The 18,925-nt window shown below is 71.6% G+C and carries 18 protein-coding genes; 14 read left to right on the plus strand and 4 right to left on the minus strand.

From position 1 onward, the window contains the following. Window positions 1-36 precede the first annotated feature (36 nt). The 4 genes from BLU79_RS08515 (at window position 37) to BLU79_RS08530 (ending at window position 4,687) form a co-directional block, all read left to right on the plus strand. The gene (locus BLU79_RS08515) at window positions 37-474 is read left to right on the plus strand and encodes a gamma-glutamylcyclotransferase family protein (protein WP_093905048.1); all 438 of its coding nucleotides are present in this window, start codon (window positions 37-39) and stop codon (window positions 472-474) included. Window positions 475-628: 154 nt separating this feature from the next. Further along, window positions 629-1,453, plus strand: a complete 825-nt coding sequence (locus BLU79_RS08520) for a purine-nucleoside phosphorylase (protein ID WP_093905049.1) — start codon at window positions 629-631, stop codon at window positions 1,451-1,453. Window positions 1,454-1,722: 269 nt separating this feature from the next. Then, complete coding sequence (locus tag BLU79_RS08525) at window positions 1,723-3,354, plus strand: phospho-sugar mutase (protein ID WP_093905050.1); 1,632 nt, start codon at window positions 1,723-1,725, stop codon at window positions 3,352-3,354. 142 nt (window positions 3,355-3,496) lie between these two features. Continuing rightward, a complete protein-coding gene (locus BLU79_RS08530) occupies window positions 3,497-4,687 on the plus strand; it encodes a hypothetical protein (RefSeq protein WP_093905051.1) in 1,191 nt (396 codons plus the stop codon). Between the two features lie 282 nt (window positions 4,688-4,969). Here the strand turns inward: BLU79_RS08530 and BLU79_RS08535 are convergent, their stop codons facing one another. Both BLU79_RS08535 and BLU79_RS08540 read right to left on the minus strand, forming a co-directional pair. Then, window positions 4,970-6,649 carry a hypothetical protein gene (locus tag BLU79_RS08535; RefSeq protein ID WP_093905052.1) on the minus strand — a complete coding sequence of 560 codons (1,680 nt, stop codon included), beginning with the start codon at window positions 6,647-6,649 and terminating at the stop codon, window positions 4,970-4,972. 104 nt (window positions 6,650-6,753) lie between these two features. Next, a complete protein-coding gene (locus BLU79_RS08540; protein ID WP_093905053.1) occupies window positions 6,754-7,428 on the minus strand; it encodes a PH domain-containing protein in 675 nt (224 codons plus the stop codon). 276 nt (window positions 7,429-7,704) lie between these two features. On the opposite strand from BLU79_RS08540, the gene deoC reads away from it, so the two are divergent. The 5 genes from deoC (at window position 7,705) to BLU79_RS08565 (ending at window position 12,248) form a co-directional block, all read left to right on the plus strand. Further along, a complete protein-coding gene (deoC, locus tag BLU79_RS08545; RefSeq protein WP_093905054.1) occupies window positions 7,705-8,667 on the plus strand; it encodes a deoxyribose-phosphate aldolase in 963 nt (320 codons plus the stop codon). Between the two features lie 5 nt (window positions 8,668-8,672). Continuing rightward, the gene (locus BLU79_RS08550; protein ID WP_093905055.1) at window positions 8,673-10,109 is read left to right on the plus strand and encodes an aldehyde dehydrogenase family protein; all 1,437 of its coding nucleotides are present in this window, start codon (window positions 8,673-8,675) and stop codon (window positions 10,107-10,109) included. Further along, window positions 10,102-11,022 (plus strand): aldehyde dehydrogenase family protein, encoded by a 921-nt coding sequence (locus tag BLU79_RS08555; protein WP_093905056.1) that lies wholly within the window; start codon window positions 10,102-10,104, stop codon window positions 11,020-11,022. Before BLU79_RS08550 ends, BLU79_RS08555 begins: the two co-directional genes overlap by 8 nt. A gap of 190 nt (window positions 11,023-11,212) precedes the next feature. Beyond that, window positions 11,213-11,848, plus strand: a complete 636-nt coding sequence (locus BLU79_RS08560) for a uridine kinase family protein (RefSeq protein WP_093905057.1) — start codon at window positions 11,213-11,215, stop codon at window positions 11,846-11,848. A 58-nt stretch (window positions 11,849-11,906) separates the two neighbouring features. Beyond that, entirely contained in the window at window positions 11,907-12,248 is a 342-nt protein-coding gene (locus BLU79_RS08565) for a DUF6281 family protein (RefSeq protein WP_093905058.1), read from the plus strand. A 196-nt stretch (window positions 12,249-12,444) separates the two neighbouring features. On the opposite strand, the gene BLU79_RS08570 is transcribed toward BLU79_RS08565, so the two are convergent. Beyond that, complete coding sequence (locus tag BLU79_RS08570; protein WP_093905059.1) at window positions 12,445-13,191, minus strand: SigE family RNA polymerase sigma factor; 747 nt, start codon at window positions 13,189-13,191, stop codon at window positions 12,445-12,447. Between the two features lie 266 nt (window positions 13,192-13,457). On the opposite strand from BLU79_RS08570, the gene afsQ1 reads away from it, so the two are divergent. From afsQ1 to BLU79_RS08595, 5 genes are all read left to right on the plus strand, one after another. Beyond that, on the plus strand, window positions 13,458-14,135 hold the full coding sequence (gene afsQ1 / locus BLU79_RS08575; protein ID WP_093905482.1) for a two-component system response regulator AfsQ1: 678 nt from the start codon (window positions 13,458-13,460) through the stop codon (window positions 14,133-14,135). Beyond that, complete coding sequence (locus BLU79_RS08580) at window positions 14,132-15,733, plus strand: sensor histidine kinase (protein ID WP_093905060.1); 1,602 nt, start codon at window positions 14,132-14,134, stop codon at window positions 15,731-15,733. Before afsQ1 ends, BLU79_RS08580 begins: the two co-directional genes overlap by 4 nt. Before the next feature lie 5 nt (window positions 15,734-15,738). Then, entirely contained in the window at window positions 15,739-16,389 is a 651-nt protein-coding gene (locus BLU79_RS08585; RefSeq protein WP_177000972.1) for a hypothetical protein, read from the plus strand. A gap of 231 nt (window positions 16,390-16,620) precedes the next feature. Continuing rightward, window positions 16,621-17,172, plus strand: coding sequence for a VanZ family protein (locus tag BLU79_RS08590; RefSeq protein WP_093905061.1), 552 nt, complete (start codon window positions 16,621-16,623; stop codon window positions 17,170-17,172). Between the two features lie 107 nt (window positions 17,173-17,279). After that, window positions 17,280-17,489, plus strand: a complete 210-nt coding sequence (locus BLU79_RS08595; protein WP_093905062.1) for a PspC domain-containing protein — start codon at window positions 17,280-17,282, stop codon at window positions 17,487-17,489. Window positions 17,490-17,616: 127 nt separating this feature from the next. Here the strand turns inward: BLU79_RS08595 and BLU79_RS08600 are convergent, their stop codons facing one another. Then, on the minus strand, window positions 17,617-18,891 hold the full coding sequence (locus BLU79_RS08600) for an MFS transporter (protein WP_093905063.1): 1,275 nt from the start codon (window positions 18,889-18,891) through the stop codon (window positions 17,617-17,619). Between the last annotated feature and the right edge of the window lie 34 nt (window positions 18,892-18,925).

Below are 18,925 nucleotides of genomic sequence, written 5' to 3' on the forward strand. Positions count from 1 at the left end.
GAGGGGCGAGCGATTCGGCTGCCGTACCCTCTCTGCATGTCGCTCTACGCCGCGTACGCCGGCAATCTCGACGCGCGGCTGATGACCCGCCGCGCCCCCCACTCGCCGCTGCGCGCCACCGGCTGGCTGAACGGGTGGCGACTGACGTTCGGGGGCGAGCAGCTCGGCTGGGACGGTGCGCTGGCGACGCTCGTCGAGGAGCCGGGCGAGCAGGTCTTCGTCGCGCTGTACGACATCGCGCCGATGGACGAGGAGTCCCTGGACCGCTGGGAGGGTGTCGGTCTCGGGATATACCGCAGGCTCCGGGTACGGGTGCACACGCTGGAGGGCGAGGAGCCGGCGTGGGTGTTCGTGCTGAACGCCTACGAAGGCGGGCTGCCGTCGGCCCGTTATCTGGGCGAGGTCGCGGACGCGGCGGAGTCGGCGGGGGCACCGCACGACTATGTGATGGAGCTGCGGAAGCGACCGTGTTGAGCGGGCGCTGACCTCACCGGCTGCTCGGCACGGGCTCCCTCGTCCCTTCCGCCCCTCCCGTCACATTCTTCGTTGGAAACGACAAGACAACGATCGCCATCCCGTGAGCTCTGTCATCTACGCGCGTAGGCCCAAACCGGCTACCCTCAGTCGCGTGAACGCATCTCTTCTTCCGGACGACATCCAGGGCGACCCCCACGCGGCCGCCGACGCCGCCGCCTCGCGCCTGCGCGAACTCACGGGCGCCGAGACCCACGACGTCGCCCTCGTGATGGGCTCCGGCTGGGCTCCGGCCGTGGACGCCCTCGGCGCACCCGAGGCCGAGTTCCAGGTCACCGAGCTGCCCGGGTTCCCCCCGCCGGCGGTGGAAGGGCACGGCGGCAAGATCCGCTCCTACCGGATCGGAAACAAGCGCGCGCTCGTGTTCCTGGGCCGCACGCACTACTACGAGGGCCGCGGTGTGGCCGCCGTCGCGCACGGCGTCCGTACGGCGGTGGCGGCCGGCTGCAAGACGGTCGTCCTCACCAACGGCTGCGGCGGTCTGCGCGAGGGCATGCGCCCCGGCCAGCCGGTCCTGATCAGCGACCACATCAACCTCACGGCGACGTCCCCGATCATCGGCGCGAACTTCGTCGACCTCACCGATCTGTACTCGCCGCGGCTGCGTGCCCTGTGCAAGGAGATCGACGCCACGCTGGAGGAGGGCGTCTACGCCCAGTTCCCCGGCCCGCACTACGAGACGCCGGCGGAGATCCGGATGGCTCGGGTGATCGGCGCGGACCTGGTGGGCATGTCGACGGTGCTCGAAGCGATCGCGGCGCGTGAGGCGGGGGCCGAGGTGCTGGGCATCTCCCTGGTGACGAACCTCGCCGCCGGGATGACGGGCGAGCCCCTCAACCACGAGGAGGTCCTGCAGGCCGGGCGCGACTCGGCGACGCAGATGGGCTCGCTGCTGGCGCAGGTGCTGGGGCGGCTGTAGGGCGTTTTCGCCCCCGCCGCCCCTACCCGTCCCGTCCCTGGGGGCTGCCGCCCCCAGACCCCCGATTCGGCCCTGAACGGGCCTCGTCCTCAAACGCCGGACGGGCTGAACCACTCAGCCCCTTGGGGGTGCCCCCTCTGGGGGAGTTTGAGGAGCGGGGTCTGGGGCGGAGCCCCAGAAGGATGGGACGGGTAGGGGCGGCGGGGGCGAAACCCTCCGAGCCCGCACCCGACCCGCTCCGATCGACACACAACGAGAGGCTGACCGACGTGCACGACGATCTCATCGCCCGGGCCCAGGCGTGGCTCGCCGAGGACCCGGACCCGGAGACCCGCGACGAGCTCGCCAAGCTCATCGACGCCGTGGACATCGACGAGCTCGCCGACCGCTTCAGCGGCACCCTCCAGTTCGGCACCGCGGGCCTGCGCGGGGAGATCGGCGCCGGCCCGATGCGGATGAACCGCACCGTCGTGATCCGCGCCGCCGCGGGCCTCGCCGCGTACCTCAGGAAACAGGGCCACGAAGACGGCCTCGTCGTCATCGGCTACGACGCCCGCCACAAGTCGGAGGACTTCGCCCGCGACACGGCGGCCGTGATGACGGGCGCGGGCCTGCGCGCCGCGGTACTCCCCCGCCCCCTCCCCACCCCGGTCCTGGCGTACGCCATAAGGCACCTCGGCGCGGTCGCCGGCGTGGAGGTCACCGCCAGCCACAACCCGCCCCGCGACAACGGCTACAAGGTCTACCTCGGCGACGGCTCCCAGATCGTCCCGCCCGCGGACATCGACATCGCGGAGGAGATCGCCGCCGTCCCGTCCCTCACGGTCGTCCCCCGACCGACCGAGGGCTGGGAGATCCTCGACGACAGCGTCCTGCAGGCATACCTGGCCCGCACGGACGCCGTACTGGCCGAGGGCTCCCCCCGCACCGCCCGCACCGTCTACACGGCGATGCACGGCGTCGGCAAGGACGTCCTCCTCGCCGCCTTCGACCGCGCCGGCTTCCCCGCCCCCGCGCTCGTCGCCGAGCAGGCCGACCCCGACCCGGACTTCCCCACGGTCGCCTTCCCCAACCCGGAAGAGCCCGGCGCGATGGACCTCGCCTTCGCCAGGGCCCGCGAGACCGAGCCGGACCTCGTCATCGCCAACGACCCCGACGCCGACCGCTGCGCCGTGGCCGTGAAGGACGGCGAGGAGTGGCGGATGCTGCGCGGCGACGAGGTCGGTGCGCTGCTCGCCGCCCATCTGGTCGACCGGGGAGCACAGGGCACGTTCGCGGAGTCCATCGTCTCCTCCTCCCTCCTCGGCCGGATCGCCGAGAAGGCGGGGCTGCCGTACGAAGAGACCCTCACCGGCTTCAAGTGGATCGCCCGCGTCGACGGCCTGCGCTACGGCTACGAGGAGGCCCTCGGCTACTGCGTCGACCCCGAGGGCGTACGCGACAAGGACGGCATCACGGCCGCCCTGCTGATCACCGAGCTGGCCTCCGTCCTCAAGGCCGAGGGCCGCACGCTGCTCGACCGGCTCGACGACCTCGCCGTGGACCACGGTCTGCACGCCACGGACCAGCTCTCGGTCCGGGTCCAGGACCTGTCGGTCATCGCGAACGCCATGCGGCAGCTGCGGGAGCAGCCGCCGACGCAGCTCGCCGGTCTGGCCATCACCCGCGCCGAGGACCTCACCCAGGGCACCGAGACGCTGCCGCCCACCGACGGACTGCGCTACACCCTCGACGGCGCCCGCGTCATCGTCCGCCCCAGCGGCACGGAGCCCAAGCTGAAGTGCTACCTGGAGGTCGTCGTCCCGGTCGGGACACACGCCGACCTCCCGGCGGCCCGCGCCAAGGCGGCCGATCTGCTGGCGGCGATCAAGCGGGACCTGTCGGCGGCGGCCGGTATCTGAGGGTTCTCGACGGGGTGCCCCCATCCGGAGGCACCCCGTCGGGTGATTTCCTCGCGGCGGTTGACCCGGGCTCCACGCCCGGCCCCAGCCCCCGGGCAACGGTGGACGGAACCGCCTCACCGAGCCGTCTGGAGCCGCCGCCGTGTCCACGACCGCATCCCGGCCGACACCCCGAGCGACCACCGCCCCCGGCTCCCCGCCACCGTCGCCCCCGCGTGCGCTCCCCGCTCCCCTGCACGCCCTGCGCCGCGCGGCCCCCGCCCTCCTCGCCTACCTCGCCGTACGCGGCACAGGCCTCGCGCTCCTCACCGTCTGGGCGCACCGCCGGGGCCACGGCGTCTGGCCGATCCTGGCGACGCAGTGGGACGCCGACTGGTACCTCGGCATCGCCGACCACGGCTACGCGCGCGAACTCGGCACCGCGCCCAGCGCCAACAACCTCGCCTTCTTCCCGCTCTACCCGATCCTGATCAAGGCGGTCGCAGCGGTCACCCCTGGCACGCGGGCCAGCACCGGCCTCGCCATCGCCGTCATCGCCTCCGTCGTCGCCGCATGGGGCGTCTTCGCCGTCGGGGACCGGCTGTACGGCCGCCGGGTGGGCGTCCTCCTCGCCGTCCTGTGGGCCGCGCTCCCGGTCGGTCTTGTGCAGTGGATGGGCTACACCGAGCCCCTGTTCACGGCGCTCGCGGCGTGGTCCCTGTACGCCGTGCTCACCGGCCGCCTCCTCACCGCGGCCTGGCTCGCGACCCTCGCCGGCCTGACCCGTCCGACCGGCGTCGCGGTGGCGGCGGCCGTCACGGTGGCGGCCCTGCTCGCCCTGCGCCGCCGCTTCTCGCCACGCGCCCTCGCGGCCGCGGCGATCGCGCCGCTCGGCTGGTGCGGATACGTCGGCTGGGTGGGCCTGCGCCTGGGCCGCTGGGACGGCTACTTCGCCGTACAGCGGCTGTGGCACAACGAGTTGGACGGCGGTCGCGAAACCCTGCGTCTGATGCGGCAGTTGCTCGCGCGCGACTCGACTCCCGAGCTGTTCCTGGTGATGGTGACGCTCACGCTGGTCGCGTCGGTGGTGCTGTTCGGGCTGTCGGTGGCGGACCGGCAGCCGGCGGTGCTGCTGGTCTTCACGGCCGTACTGCTGGCGATCGTCCTGGGCAGCGGCGGCGTCTACTTCCCACGCGCCCGCTTCCTCCTGCCCGCCTTCCCGCTCCTGCTCCCCGTCGCCCTCCATCTGTCCCGCGCCTCCCGCCGCTACCGCACGCTGGCCCTCGCGACGGCGGTCGTCGGCTCGGCGTACTTCGGCGCGTACATGGCACTGGTGTGGCCGGCCGCGCCCTGACGTCCAACACGGGCCGGTTCACCGGCACTTGGGGCTCTCGGCGCTCCTGGGGCGCCGTATCGCCCAGCGCTCACCCCCAGAACACCAGCACCGTCCACCCCAGCGCGATGACCACCGCGAGCGGCCACAGCGGACGCTCGTCGCCGCGCTGGTCTTCGCGCGGCGGTCGTCCGCTCCGCGTACATGACGCTGGTGTGGCCGGCCGCCCCCTGAGGCCCAACACAGGGCGACTCACCGGAACTTGGGGCCCACCGTGTTCCTGGGACGCCGTCCCGCCCAGCCTCACCCCCAGAACACCAGCACCGTCCACCCCAGCGCGATGAGCACCGCGAGCGGCCACAGCGGGCGCCCGCGTCGGCGTTCGTCGCTCACCCCGGCCGGACGTGCGTCCGGGTCCCGCCACATCGCCGTGACCTCGGCGGCGAGCCGGTCGTAGGGGTGGACCAGGCCCATCTTCCGCTCCAGGCGGCGCCAACGGAGCGTGTCCACCGACCACTCCCCGAAGACGCTCCGGCCGCTGCCGATCTTCAGCTCGGGCCCCTTGCTCTCGACGATCCGCACGTCGTCCCACGCGAGGTGCCGGATCCTGCGCAGGCCGTTGAACCACAGCCCCTCGCGGTCGGCGGTGACACTCCAGGCGAGTTGGCGCGGCACCATCAGGGCCATGCCGAGTCCCAGCAGCGCGCCGAGGACGTACCGCCACAGCCCGCCCTCGGTCACGAAAAGGACGCCGATCCATACGGCGCCCAGCGCCACCGACAGCCAGTCGGCCCACCCGGCCCGCCACCGCCGCACCTCCACGGCCTCCTGCCCACGCAGCCGCCCCGCGACGTCGTCGACGGCAGCCCGCTGCCGCGCCTCGTCCGCCACCGCGCGCTTCTCCCCCGCGAGCCGACGCCGCACGGCACCCGCGGAGAACGGCCGCACAGGCCCGGTGGACCACTCCACCACCGCCGGCTCGTCGGGCTCCACCGCGGCGATGACGAGCAGCACCTCGGCACCGTCGTAGGGCAGGCCGTGGAGGACGGCTTCCCGGAGGGGGCCGGGCTGGTCGGCGTCGATGCGGTCGAGGAGTTCCTGGATCTCCTCGTCGTCGCCTTCGTCGTCGTCATCGGCTTCGGCTTCGGCTTCGGCTTCGCCCTTGGGTTCGTCATCGTCATCGTCATCGTCCAGCTCCGACGTCGCGACGGTGAACAGCGGCCGCACCGCCTCCAGGTCGTCGGCGGCGTACACCTCGGCGTCCACGTCGGTGTTCACCCGCATCAGCACCCGCAGCACGGGCACCGGCTCCCGGCGCAGCCCGGCGGCACGCCACCGGCCGAGCGCGGCGGACGCCAGGACCGTGACGCCGAGTCCGACGACGAACCAGCCGACGGCCGGGGTGGTCCGCGGGTCGTCGGTGAGCTGCCACCCGCCGGAGGTGGCGACCAGGACGGCACCGGCCATGAGCGGTACGGCCCCGACCCAGGCGAGGAACTTCCCGCGCTCCAGCGGTGCGTCGCCGACCGGCAGTGCGCCGGTCACGCCACCGGCGGCAGCCCGGGCCGCCGCCCGCTGCCGGGCCCGCGCGACGAGCCGCAGCACGGCGGTCACCCACAACAGCACGAGTACGGCGGCCAGGCTCACCGCCCAGGGCAGGGCGGCCCCCTGAAGCAGCACGACAATGACGAGGGCGGGCGCCGACACCCCTACGAACTCGGGCCGTACCACCGCCCAGACGAGCTGCAGGGCAAGACACGCGGCGGCCCACCCCGGCAGCCCGGCGAACACCGCCAGCGCACCGGCCAGCACACCGGAGGCCGGCACGACGGCCAGGACAACGGACGCCCGCAGCCGCAACGGCACCCAGCGCGGCGGCAGGGCACCGACCCAGCGCCGGGCCTGCTCACCCTCCCAGGGGAGGCAGCCGTCGGGTATGGCGGAGGCGGGCAGCGGCAGGGGCTGCCGAGGATTCGTACTCATCGCTTTCCAGACGTTCGGATCGTGGAGGTGGTTGCGCTCCTGAATCCGGTATCTGGGTGGATCCGGTATCCGGGTGGGGCTCCGATATCCGGGTGGGGCTCCGGTCAGGGCATGGTCAGCAGGATCAGCAGCAACACGGCACCCGCGAGCGCCGGCCCCGCCACCTCGTACGCCCACCGCACGGTCACCTCGCCCTGCGCGGACTCCTCGTTCTCCCGGCGCACCAGGAGTTCCCGCAGTTCGTCCATGATCTTGTCGGTCTCGGCGCGCACCGGCCCGTCGGCGCCGAGCCCTCCGCCCCCCAATCCGCCGCCCCCGCGGCGCCGCTTCTCACCTCGCGCGGCGGCGTTCCGCTCCGCGGCCGCCTGGGCCTGCTCGCGCGCCGCCTTCTTGCGGGCCCGCAGCGAGACCGGGATCGCCCAGAGCTGGAATTTGGTGCCGGACTTGGTGAGGACCTCGTTCGAGTAGCCGGAGCGCAGTGAGGCGACCTGGCCCCAGGGCAGCACGATGACGCGGAGCGGGTTGCGGATGCGCAGTCGTTCCTCGTTGGCGTAGACGGCCGGGCGCAGGGTGAACGCGGACACGAGCGGCACGAGGAGGATCAGTGCGGCGAGAGCGAGCCACTGTGTGCGGCCCTCGCCGCGGATCAGGGCGTCGATGCCTAGCCAGAGCACGAGGGCCAGGAGTAGGACGCCTCCGACGATGCCCATGGGTGAGCGGTAGATCCGGTCCCTTGATACGGGGTCCGGGGTGGAGGGCTGGGGCTCGGGGGTCGTCATGAGCCCGATTCTGCCGCATGCCTGCCGGCAGCTTGGCGGGGCGCCCATTCGCCGTGGGCGTGACGTCTCCGGTGCGCGGGTGCGGGTTGTGGTGGGCTGGTCGCGCCCACGCGGCGGAGCCGCATATCGACACAGCCCCGCGCCCCTTGGGTGGGGCAGGTCCCCGGCATCATTCAGATCCGTTCCTCAGATCCTGAACCGTCCTCCGAGGTGTAACAGATCCATCCCTCCGGGGTGTACAGCCGCTACGCGCGTAGATATGCTCGTCTGGTGACCATGCCCACCAACGCACCCACCGCAGCTCACGCCCTCTCGGACGTCACCGCGTCCGACAGCACGCTGCGCCGCTTCCTTCACGGGCTGCCCGGCGTCGACGCGGTCGGCCTGGAGTCGCGCGCCGCGTCGCTCGGTACCCGTTCCATCAAGACGACCGCCAAGGCGTACGCCATCGACCTCGCCATCTCGATGGTCGACCTGACGACGCTGGAAGGCGCGGACACCCCGGGCAAGGTCCGGGCGCTCGGCGCCAAGGCGGTGCATCCCGACCCCACCGACCGTACGACCCCGGCGACCGCCGCCGTCTGCGTGTACCCGGACATGGTGGCCACCGCCAAGGAGGCCGTCGCCGGGTCCGCCGTGAAGGTCGCCTCCGTCGCCACCGCCTTCCCGGCCGGCCGCGCCGCCCTCGGTGTGAAGCTGGCCGACGTCCGGGACGCCGTCTCGGCCGGTGCGGACGAGGTCGACATGGTCATCGACCGCGGGGCGTTCCTCGCGGGCAACTACATGAAGGTGTACGACGAGATCGTCGCCGTGAAGGAGGCCTGCGGGGCGAGCGCCCGGCTGAAGGTCATCTTCGAGACCGGCGAGCTGTCGACGTACGACAACATCCGGCGGGCCAGCTGGCTCGGCATGCTGGCGGGCGCCGACTTCATCAAGACGTCCACCGGCAAGGTCGCCGTGAACGCCACCCCCGCGAACACGCTCCTTATGCTGGAAGCGGTGCGGGACTTCCGCGCCCAGACCGGCATCCAGATCGGTGTGAAGCCGGCCGGCGGGATCCGGACGACCAAGGACGCCATCAAGTTTCTCGTCCTGGTCAACGAGACCGCCGGCGAGGACTGGCTGGACAACCACTGGTTCCGCTTCGGCGCCTCCTCGCTCCTGAACGATCTGCTGATGCAGCGGCAGAAGCTGGCCACCGGCCGCTACTCCGGCCCCGACTACGTGACGGTGGACTGATCACCATGGCTTCGGTATTCGAATACGCGCCGGCCCCCGAGTCCCGCTCGATCGTCGACATCGCGCCCTCCTACGGCCTGTTCATCGACGGCGAGTTCGCGGAAGCGGCGGACGGCAAGGTCTTCAAGACCGTCTCGCCGTCGTCCGAGGAGGTCCTCTCCGAGATCGCCCAGGCCGGCGAGGCGGACGTGGACCGCGCGGTGAAGGCCGCCCGCAAGGCCTTCGAGAAGTGGTCGGCGCTGCCCGGCTCCGAGCGCGCCAAGTACCTGTTCCGCATCGCCCGGATCATCCAGGAGCGCAGCCGTGAGCTGGCCGTCCTGGAGACCCTGGACAACGGCAAGCCGATCAAGGAGACCCGCGACGCCGACCTCCCGCTGGTCGCCGCGCACTTCTTCTACTACGCGGGCTGGGCCGACAAGCTCGGCCACGCCGGCTTCGGTGCCGACCCGCGTCCGCTGGGCGTCGCCGGTCAGGTCATCCCCTGGAACTTCCCGCTGCTGATGCTGGCCTGGAAGATCGCCCCTGCGCTCGCCACCGGCAACACGGTGGTGCTCAAGCCCGCCGAGACGACCCCCCTCTCCGCGCTCTTCTTCGCGGACATCTGCCGCCAGGCGGGCCTGCCCAAGGGCGTCGTCAACATCCTGCCCGGGTACGGCGACGCGGGCGCCGCGGTCGTCGCGCACCCGGACGTGAACAAGGTCGCCTTCACCGGCTCCACGGCCGTCGGCAAGGAGATCGCCCGGACCGTCGCCGGCAGCCGCAAGAAGCTCACCCTGGAGCTCGGCGGCAAGGGCGCCAACATCGTCTTCGACGACGCCCCGATCGACCAGGCGGTGGAGGGGATCGTCAACGGCATCTTCTTCAACCAGGGCCAGGTCTGCTGCGCGGGCAGCCGTCTGCTGGTCCAGGAGTCGATCCAGGACGAGCTGCTGGACTCCCTCAAGCGCCGCCTGTCCACGCTCCGCCTCGGCGACCCGCTGGACAAGAACACCGACATCGGCGCGATCAACTCCGAGGAGCAGCTCACCCGCATCACCTCGCTCGTCGAGCAGGGCGAGGCGGAGGGCGCCGAGCGCTGGTCGCCTGCCTGTGACATCCCGGAGAGCGGCTACTGGTTCGCCCCGACGCTCTTCACGAACGTCACCCAGGCGCACCGGATCGCCCGCGACGAGATCTTCGGCCCGGTGCTGTCGGTCCTGACCTTCCGTACGCCGGACGAGGCCGTCGCCAAGGCCAACAACACGCCGTACGGCCTGTCGGCGGGCATCTGGACGGAGAAGGGCTCGCGGATCCTCGCCGTGGCGGGCAAGCTCCGCGCCGGCGTCGTCTGGTCCAACACGTTCAACAAGTTCGACCCGACCTCGCCGTTCGGCGGCTACAAGGAGTCGGGCTTCGGCCGCGAGGGCGGTCGCCACGGCCTGGAGGCGTACCTCGATGTCTGACAAGAACGACAAGACCGAGCGCGCCGAGCGGCTCTCCGTCTTCAAGACCTACAAGCTGTACGTCGGCGGGAAGTTCCCGCGTTCCGAGAGCGGCCGGGTGTACGAGGTGAGCGACTCGAAGGGCAACTGGCTGGCGAACGTGCCGCTGTCGTCCCGCAAGGACGCCCGTGACGCGGTGGTCGCCGCCCGCAAGGCCTTCGGGGCGTGGTCCGGCGCTACGGCGTACAACCGCGGCCAGATCCTCTACCGCATCGCCGAGATGCTGGAGGGCCGGCGCGAGCAGTACGTCCGCGAGGTCGCCGACGCCGAGGGCCTGTCCAAGTCGAAGGCGGCGGCGCAGGTCGACGCGGCGATCGACCGCTGGGTCTGGTACGCGGGCTGGACCGACAAGATCGCCCAGCTGGTCGGCGGCGGAAACCCGGTCGCCGGCCCGTACTTCAACCTCTCCTCCCCCGAGCCGACGGGCGTGGTGGCCGTCCTGGCCCCGCAGGAGTCGTCGTTCCTGGGCCTGGTGTCGGTCGTCGCCCCGGTGATCGCCACGGGCAACACGGCGATCGTGGTGGCGTCCGAGAAGTCCCCGCTGCCCGCTTTGTCCCTCGGCGAGGTCCTGGCCACCTCGGACCTCCCCGGCGGTGTGGTCAACGTCCTGTCCGGCCGTACGGCGGAGATCGCGACGCCGCTCGCCGCGCACCAGGACGTCAACGCGATCGACCTCGCGGGCGCCGACGACGCCCTGGCGAAGGAGCTGGAGATCGCCGCGGCGGACAACCTCAAGCGCGTCCTGCGTCCACAGCCTGTGGACGAGGTCGACTGGTCGGCGACGCCGGGCATCGACCGTATGACGGCGTTCCTGGAGACCAAGACGGTCTGGCACCCGACGGGTTCGCTGGGCGCGTCGGGCTCGTCGTACTGAGGGCCGACGGGCACTGAGGCCGGAGAGCCGCGCTTCCCCTCCGTCCGGGGGAAGCGCGGCTCTCTGCCGTGAACCGTCTGCTGCGCAGGGTGTCCAGGTGAACGCGAGATGTAGTCGAGGTGTGACGCGCACTGCAAAGTCGGTACGCACGGTCGTCCCCTGACCGGAACATGCCGCACACTGGTGTCCCGTGAGTTCCCCATCGCCCATACCGACGCGAGTCGTGCTGCTCTGCGGCCCCTCCGGCTCCGGCAAGTCCCTGCTCGCCGCCCGTTCCGGTCTTCCGGTGCTGCGGCTCGACGACTTCTACAAAGAGGGCGACGACCCGACTCTGCCGCAGGTCCCCGGGAGTTCCGACATCGACTGGGACCACCCCGACTCGTGGGACGCCGACACGGCCGTGGCGGCGATCGTGGAACTGTGCCGCACGGGCCGTACGAACGTTCCGCTGTACGACATCTCGCTCAGCGCCCGCACCGGCGAGGAGAGCGTCGAGATCGGGCGGACCCCCCTGTTCATCGCGGAGGGCATCTTCGCGGCCGAGATCGTGACCCGCTGCCGGGAACTCGGCGTGCTGGCCGACGCGCTGTGCCTGAGCCGCGGCCCGGTGAAGACGTTCCGCCGCCGCTTCCTGCGCGACCTGCGGGAGGGCCGCAAGTCGGTGCCCTTCCTGCTGCGCCGCGGCTGGCGCCTGATGCGCCTGGAGCGGTCGATCATCTCCCGCCAGACCGCACTGGGCGCGTATGCCTGCGACCGGGACGAGGCCCTGGGCCGGCTCTCCGCCGCCGCCGCGGGGCGCTGCCCGGCGGCGACTGCGGCCGGCTGAACGAAGACGGCGCCTGCTCCGTCGTAGGACCGGAAAACGGTCCCGCGGAAGGAAGCCGATGACCACTGCGCAACGGGTCGGCCGACGGCTGATCGTGCCGGCCCTGCTCCTCACGGCGGCTGTCGGCTGTACGGAGTCGGGCGGTGCGGCCGAGGCGTCGTGCGCCTACGTGGTGACGTACGAGGGCCGCTCCTATCTGGATGTCGCGAACATCGACTTCACCGTCGGGGAGAGACTGGGCACCGCCACGATCCCGGAGTGCGACGACACCCCGAACGATCCCGGGGTCACCGTCCCCGAGGGCAGGATCACCGCGTACGCGGTCGAGGGGACGGACCCGGCCGTCGCCATCGCCGTAGGCGACACGCCCGCCGAAGCGACGCTCATGAAGGTCCGCTGAGCGCACAACAAGAACGGGACTGGATGGACCCCCCGGCCCTCCAGCCCCGCTCTCGTCCTGCTCCCCCGTTCCCCCGTGGGAGCATCCCCCGTGATTCCCCCCGGTTGGTCCCCCGTGGGCCCCCCGGCCCGCGTGGGTCCCCCCACTTCCTACCGCTCCCCCGTTACCGCTCCCCCCGGTGCGTCCCCCCGGACCTTCAGGCGACGAGCTCCCCGAAGGCGTCCTCCTCGTCACGGCCGAAGCTGAGGACCTCGTCCTCGCGCAGCCGGCGCAGGGAGCGCCAGATGCTGGACTTCACCGTGCCGACACTGATGTCGAGGATCTCCGCGATCTCCGGGTCGGTGCGGCCCTCGTAGTAGCGAAGGACCAGCATCGTGCGCTGGAGCTCGGGGAGGCGGGCGAGCGCCTGCCACAGGACCGCGCGCAGTTCGGTGCCGCGCATCGCGTCCGTGTCGCCGGGCGTCTCCGGCAGTTCCTCGGTCGGGTACTCGTTCAGCTTGCGGCGGCGCCACGCGCTGATGTGCAGGTTCGTCATGGTGCGGCGGAGGTATCCGCCGACCGCGGCCTTGTCACTGATCCGGTCCCAGGCCTTGTACGTCGAGAACAGCGCGCTCTGGAGCAGGTCCTCGGCCTCGAAGCGGTCCCCGGTCAGGTGGTAGGCGGTTGCGTACAGGGAGGCGCGGCGCTCCTGGACGTAGGCGGTGAACTCCGCCTCCGACAGCGAGCGACGACGCTCCCCCGAGTCCTCCCTGTACGCGGCTCCCCCGTGCGGTTCCCCCGTGAAACCGTCAACCACCGTCATGAACGCGGTGTGCTGACGCCCGGTGCCGCGAGCGCACCCCCGCCCGCTCACGGCACCGGACTTCTCCGAACCCCGGCCCCCGTTCACGTCGTGCAGACGCGTGATCACTGCGCTGTTGCTGGTGCCGTGCAGCGTGTTCATCTCGCGCCCCCCGTCGTGGACTTCCGGTGTTCTGCTTGGTGCGGCTTGCTGTGTGGCGACTTGCTGTCTTGCCTGTGCCGAGAAGCTTGCCCGGGCACCTTCATGGCCGTGTCCGCCGACTGTCACAGACCTGTCACAGGGCCCTGTGTCAGAGGTCGCTGCCAGGCGTGCGACAGCACGGGCACAGACAAGAGCGCTACGTGCGCGTAGCCGTACAGCTCGTACAGGTGTCGAAACAGAGCCCCGCATGGGCCAGAATGACCCCCGTGCCTTCCCTGTTGCTGATCGAGGACGACGACGCCATCCGTACGGCCCTGGAGCTCTCACTGACGCGCCAGGGACACCGTGTGGCCACCGCTGCCACCGGCGAGGACGGTCTGAAACTGCTGCGTGAGCAGCGGCCGGACCTGATCGTGCTGGATGTGATGCTGCCCGGTATCGACGGCTTCGAGGTGTGCCGCCGCATCCGGCGCACCGACCAGCTGCCGATCATTCTGCTGACCGCGCGCAGCGACGACATCGACATCGTGGTCGGACTGGAGTCCGGCGCCGACGACTACGTCGTCAAACCTGTGCAGGGACGCGTCCTCGACGCCCGGATCCGGGCCGTCCTGCGACGCGGGGAGCGGGAGTCGAACGACGCGGCGACCTACGGCAGCGTGGTCATCGACCGTGCCGCGATGACCGTCACGAAGAACGGCGAGGACCTCCAGCTCACCCCGACGGAGCTCCGGCTGCTGCTCGAACTGTCCCGCCGCCCGGGCCAGGCCCTGTCCCGCCAGCAGCTGCTGCGCCTGGTCTGGGAGCACGACTACCTCGGCGACTCGCGCCTCGTGGACGCCTGCGTCCAGCGCCTGCGCGCGAAGGTCGAGGACGTACCGTCCTCCCCCACCCTCATCCGCACGGTCCGTGGTGTCGGCTACCGCCTGGACGCGCCTCAGTGACGGACGCGCAAGAGGGTTTCCGCGGCTGGTTCGCGGCTCGCAAGGGAGTGTGGTCAAGGCTGCGTTTCACCAGCCTGCGACTACGGCTCGTCGTGGTCTTCGGACTGGTGGCGCTCACGGCCGCCGTGTCCGCGTCCGGGATCGCCTACTGGCTCAACCGGGAGGCGGTGCTCAGGCGCACCCAGGACGCGGTGCTGCGCGACTTCGAGCAGGAGATGCAGAACCGCGCGGGTCTGCTGCCGCCGGAGCCGACGCAGGACGAACTGCAGCACACCGCCGGTCAGATGGCCAACAGCAGCCAGCGCTTCTCCGTCCTGCTGGTCGCCCAGGACGCAGGCGGCAAGCCGGTCTACAGCAGCTCCGGCGGCCTGGACGGCTTCACGCTCACGGACGTGCCCAAGTCGCTGCGTACGGCGGTGAACGAGAAGCAGACCGACTCGGACGGCAAGTCGGAGTACCACCTGTACTGGCAGCGGATCGTGGAGGACGACACGCCGTATCTGATCGCCGGTACGCGGGTGAACGGCGGCGGTCCGACCGGCTACATGCTCAAGTCCCTGGAGCAGGAGGCCAAGGACCTCAACTCGCTGGCCTGGTCGCTCGGTATCGCCACCGGCCTCGCGCTGATCGGCTCCGCACTGCTCGCGCAGGCCGCCGCCACGACCGTACTGAAGCCCGTGCAGCGCCTCGGAGCCGCCGCCCGCCGCCTCGGCGAGGGCAAGCTGGACACCCGTCTGCTCGTCTCCGGCACGGACGAACTGGCCGACCTGTCCCGGACGTTCAACAACGCGGCCGAGGCGCTGGAGAAGCGGGTCGCCGACATGGCCTCGCGCGACGAGTCGTCCCGCCGCTTCGTCGCGGACATGTCCCACGAACTCCGTACGCCCCTCACCGCGATCACCGCCGTGACGGAGGTGCTGGAGGAGGAGCTGGAGGCGGAGTCCGGGTCGATGGACCCGATGATCGAGCCCGCCGTACGCCTCGTCGTCAGCGAGACGCGCCGCCTGAACGACCTGGTCGAGAACCTGATGGAGGTCACCCGCTTCGACGCGGGCACGGCCCGTCTGGTCCTGGACTACGTCGATGTCGCCGACCAGATCACGGCGTGCATCGACGCCCGCGCCTGGCTGGACGCGGTCGACCTGGACGCCGCGCGCGGCCTCATGGCCCGCCTGGACCCACGCCGTCTTGACGTCATCCTGGCCAACCTCATCGGCAACGCGCTCAAGCACGGCGGGTCGCCGGTACGCGTCGCGGTCCGTGAAGCGGACGACTCCGTCGTCATCGAGGTCCGGGACCACGGCCCCGGCATCCCCGAGGACGTCCTCCCGCACGTCTTCGACCGCTTCTACAAGGCCAGCGCCTCCCGCCCCCGCTCCGAGGGCAGCGGCCTCGGCCTCTCCATCGCCCTGGAGAACGCCCACATCCACGGCGGCGAGATCACCGCCGCCAACTCCCCCGAGGGCGGCGCGGTGTTCACCCTGCGGCTGCCCCGGGACGCCTCGGAGCTGGCCGAGCAGACGAACGGCAACGGGGGCAACGGGGCCAACGGCAAGGACGCCGACGGCGCGAAGAACGCGAAGAAGGGGGACGCCTGATGAACATGCGAAACTCTGCGGGCGTTCCGGCCCGCCTCGACGGCCGACGCGTACGGGTCACCCGCCTGCTGACGCTCTCCGCCCTCTCCGCCACCCTCCTCGCCGGTTGCGGCATACGGTCCACGGAGGTCCCGACCGACTTCGGCCCGGCCCCCTCGCGTGTGCACTGCTCGCTCTCCGAGCCGGACGTCTCGACGCAGGCCGCGCGCGGCCTTCCGGTCCAGGTGTTCCTGCTGTGCGGCTCGCAACTGGTGGCCGTGGAGCGGACCGTACGCGTCCCGGACGGCACGGCGGACTCCAAGCGCCGTGTGCTGGTCGCCCAGGGCCTCCTCGACGAGCTGGAGGCAACCCCGTCGGCCGACGAGAAGGAGGCCGGCTACACCACGGACGTCCGCGGCGCCATGAGCGTGAGCGGCCCCCTCCGCGACGACCCCGAAGAGACACTGCGCCTGAGCACCCCGCCCAACGACCTCACGTCGTACGCCCTCGCCCAGATCGTCTGCACCTTCTCGGACTCGACGGCAGCCGAGGGCGACGGCTCGGTGATCCTGGGCGGCCCGACCACCGCGCCTCCGCTCCGCTACGAGTGCACGGACGAGGTCCGCACGCGCCCCGGCAGCAACGAGCCTCCGGCGAGCGAGGTATCGGTCGGCTGACGCCCTGTCGGCCAGGAGGCGCCCGGCGTTGGTGCTGACCCCGCTGGGGGCTGCCGCCCCCAGACCCCCGCTTCGGCCCTGAACGGGCCTCGTCCTCAAACGCCGGACGGGCTGAAATGCACGCACCCCGACCCACTCGCACAGGCCGCCGGAGGCACCGTGTGGCGGACGCCTCACCCCACCCTGGCGTGTCCCGGAACCGATCCCGCCGGGGGGCGCGTCTAGGGGGGCGTGCAGCGTCAAGGCTCCATCGGCGGCAGCGCCGTGATCCGCATCCGTGCGACGGGGGGTGTCCTCCTGGTCGCACACCTCGCGTTCGTCGCCTGGCTCACACTGCGCCCCCTGGACGTCCCTTGGGTGATGCCCGCCAACCTGCGGCCGTTCGCCGGGATAAGAGCCGACCTCGCCCTGGGCTGGCAGCAGGCCGCCCGCCACATCATCGAGGGCCTCGCCCTGCTCGCACCGCTGGGCGTCCTCATCCCCACGGCACACGGCAGGCTCCACACCTCCCCCCTCGGCTCCCTGGTCCGCACGGTCGCCGCCAGCGCGCTGATCTCCCTGGGCATCGAGCTCCTCCAGACCGGCGTCCCGGGCCAGGTCGTCGACGTCGACTCACTGCTCCTGAACACGGTCGGCGTGGCCCTCGCACACGCGGCGATCGTCCCCGCCAGCCGCGCCTGGCTCCGCCGAAGGTCCCGGCGCGCACAGCGGACGACGGTCCCCCAGGAGGAGCCGTCTCAGGGTCTGACCCCGACGATTCCCAGGGTCGGGATAGCCCCGTAGAGCGACGCTTTGCCCCCTTCGTCGGCCTAGCGTGGATGTCAGATGAGGCAATCACTCGGAAGGCCCCGCAGGGGGGCCTGAGGCCCACGCTCGCGAAGGAGCCCACCATGACCGCGCTCGCCCGACCCACCAACGGCCGCATGATCGGCGGAGTGTGCGCCGCGCTGGCGCGACGCTTCGGCACCTCCGCGACGACGATGCGCGTGATCTTCCTGGTCTCCTGCCTGCTCCCGGGCCCGCAGTTCCTGCTCTACATAGCCCTGTGGCTCCTGCTCCCCTCTGAGGACAAGGCGAACAAGGCACGCGCGGCCTGGTAACCGCGCCATCAGCCTGGCAATCGCACCATCAGCCTGGTCTCCGTATAACGCGTGCGCCCCGGCACCGCCTCAGCGGCCGGGGCGCACGCACGTCGGTACGAGAACCGGAAAGGAGAACCCTGAAAACTCAGGCGGCCGTCGCCAGCCGCGCCCGCTGCAGCCGTGCCGCCCGCGTCCCGAACACCGTAATCGTCACGACGCCGAGCACCGCCAGCAGTCCGACCCCGACGGTCCCGCCCCAGCCGCCCGCGTGGAAGGCGAAGGCACCCACGGTGCTGCCCGCGCTGGAGCCGATGTAGTAGGCGGACTGGTACAGCGCCGAGGCCTGGGCACGCCCGCTCGTGGCCGTCTTGCTGACCGCCGAGGACGCCACCGCGTGCCCCGCGAAGAAGCCACCGGTGATCAGGACCAGACCCAGCAGGACCAGCGGCAGCGAGCCCGCGAGGGACAGCAGCAGACCCACGGCCGTGGTCGCGCCCCCCGCGTACAGCGCGCCTCGGCGGCCCAGCCGGCCCACCAGCCGTCCCGCCGTCGACGCCGACACCGTGCCGACCAGGTACACCAGGAAGATCGAGCCGATGACGCCCTGGGGCAGCGAGAACGGCGCCTCCGTCAGGCGGTAGCCGATCACCGTGTACACCCCGCCGAAGACGGTCATGAACAGCGCGCCGATCGCGTACAGACGGCAGAGCAGCGGGTTGGAAAGGTGGTCACGCACCGTCCGGATCAGCACCCGCGGCCGCAGCGAGCCCGGCTTGAAGTGGCGCGGCGCCGGAAGCAGCAGCCGGAAGGCGACGGCGCACGCCACCGCGATCACGCCGATCACGCCGAGCGCGACCCGCCAGCCCCATTCCTGAGCGACCCAGCCGGTGATCACGCGCCCGCTCATACCGCCGACGCTGTTGCCCGCGACGAACAGCCCGATCGCCGTGACCAGCGCCTTCGGCCGGACCTCCTCGGCGAGATAGGCCGTGGCCGACGCCGGCAGCCCCGCCAGCGCGGCGCCCTGGACCGCCCGCAGCGCGACCAGCGCGGTCAGGTTCGGCGCGAAGGGAACCAGCAGCCCGACCATCACCGCGACCGCCAGCGAAGCCGTCATGACCGAACGGCGTCCGTAGCGCTCCGACAGCGCGCTCATGGGCAGCACGAACAGCGCCAGTCCGCCCGTCGCCGCCGCCACCGTCCAGCTCGCCTCGCTCGCCGCCACCCCGAAGTCACCGGAGATCAGTGGCAGAAGGGCCTGCGTGGAGTACAGAAGGGCGAAGGTCGCGACACCGGCGAGGAAGAGGGCGAAGCTCATCCGGCGGTAGCCGGGGCCGCCCGGGGCCATACGGGAGTCGACGACAGGGACTGAGGGTGCGGCGCCCACGATGGTGGACGCCCCGGTACTAGCGGGAGACATGCTTCGAAGCTACGTACCCGCCCACTCATCCGTC

The organism is Streptomyces sp. cf386 (genome assembly GCF_900103585.1).
Taxonomy (GTDB): domain Bacteria; phylum Actinomycetota; class Actinomycetes; order Streptomycetales; family Streptomycetaceae; genus Streptomyces.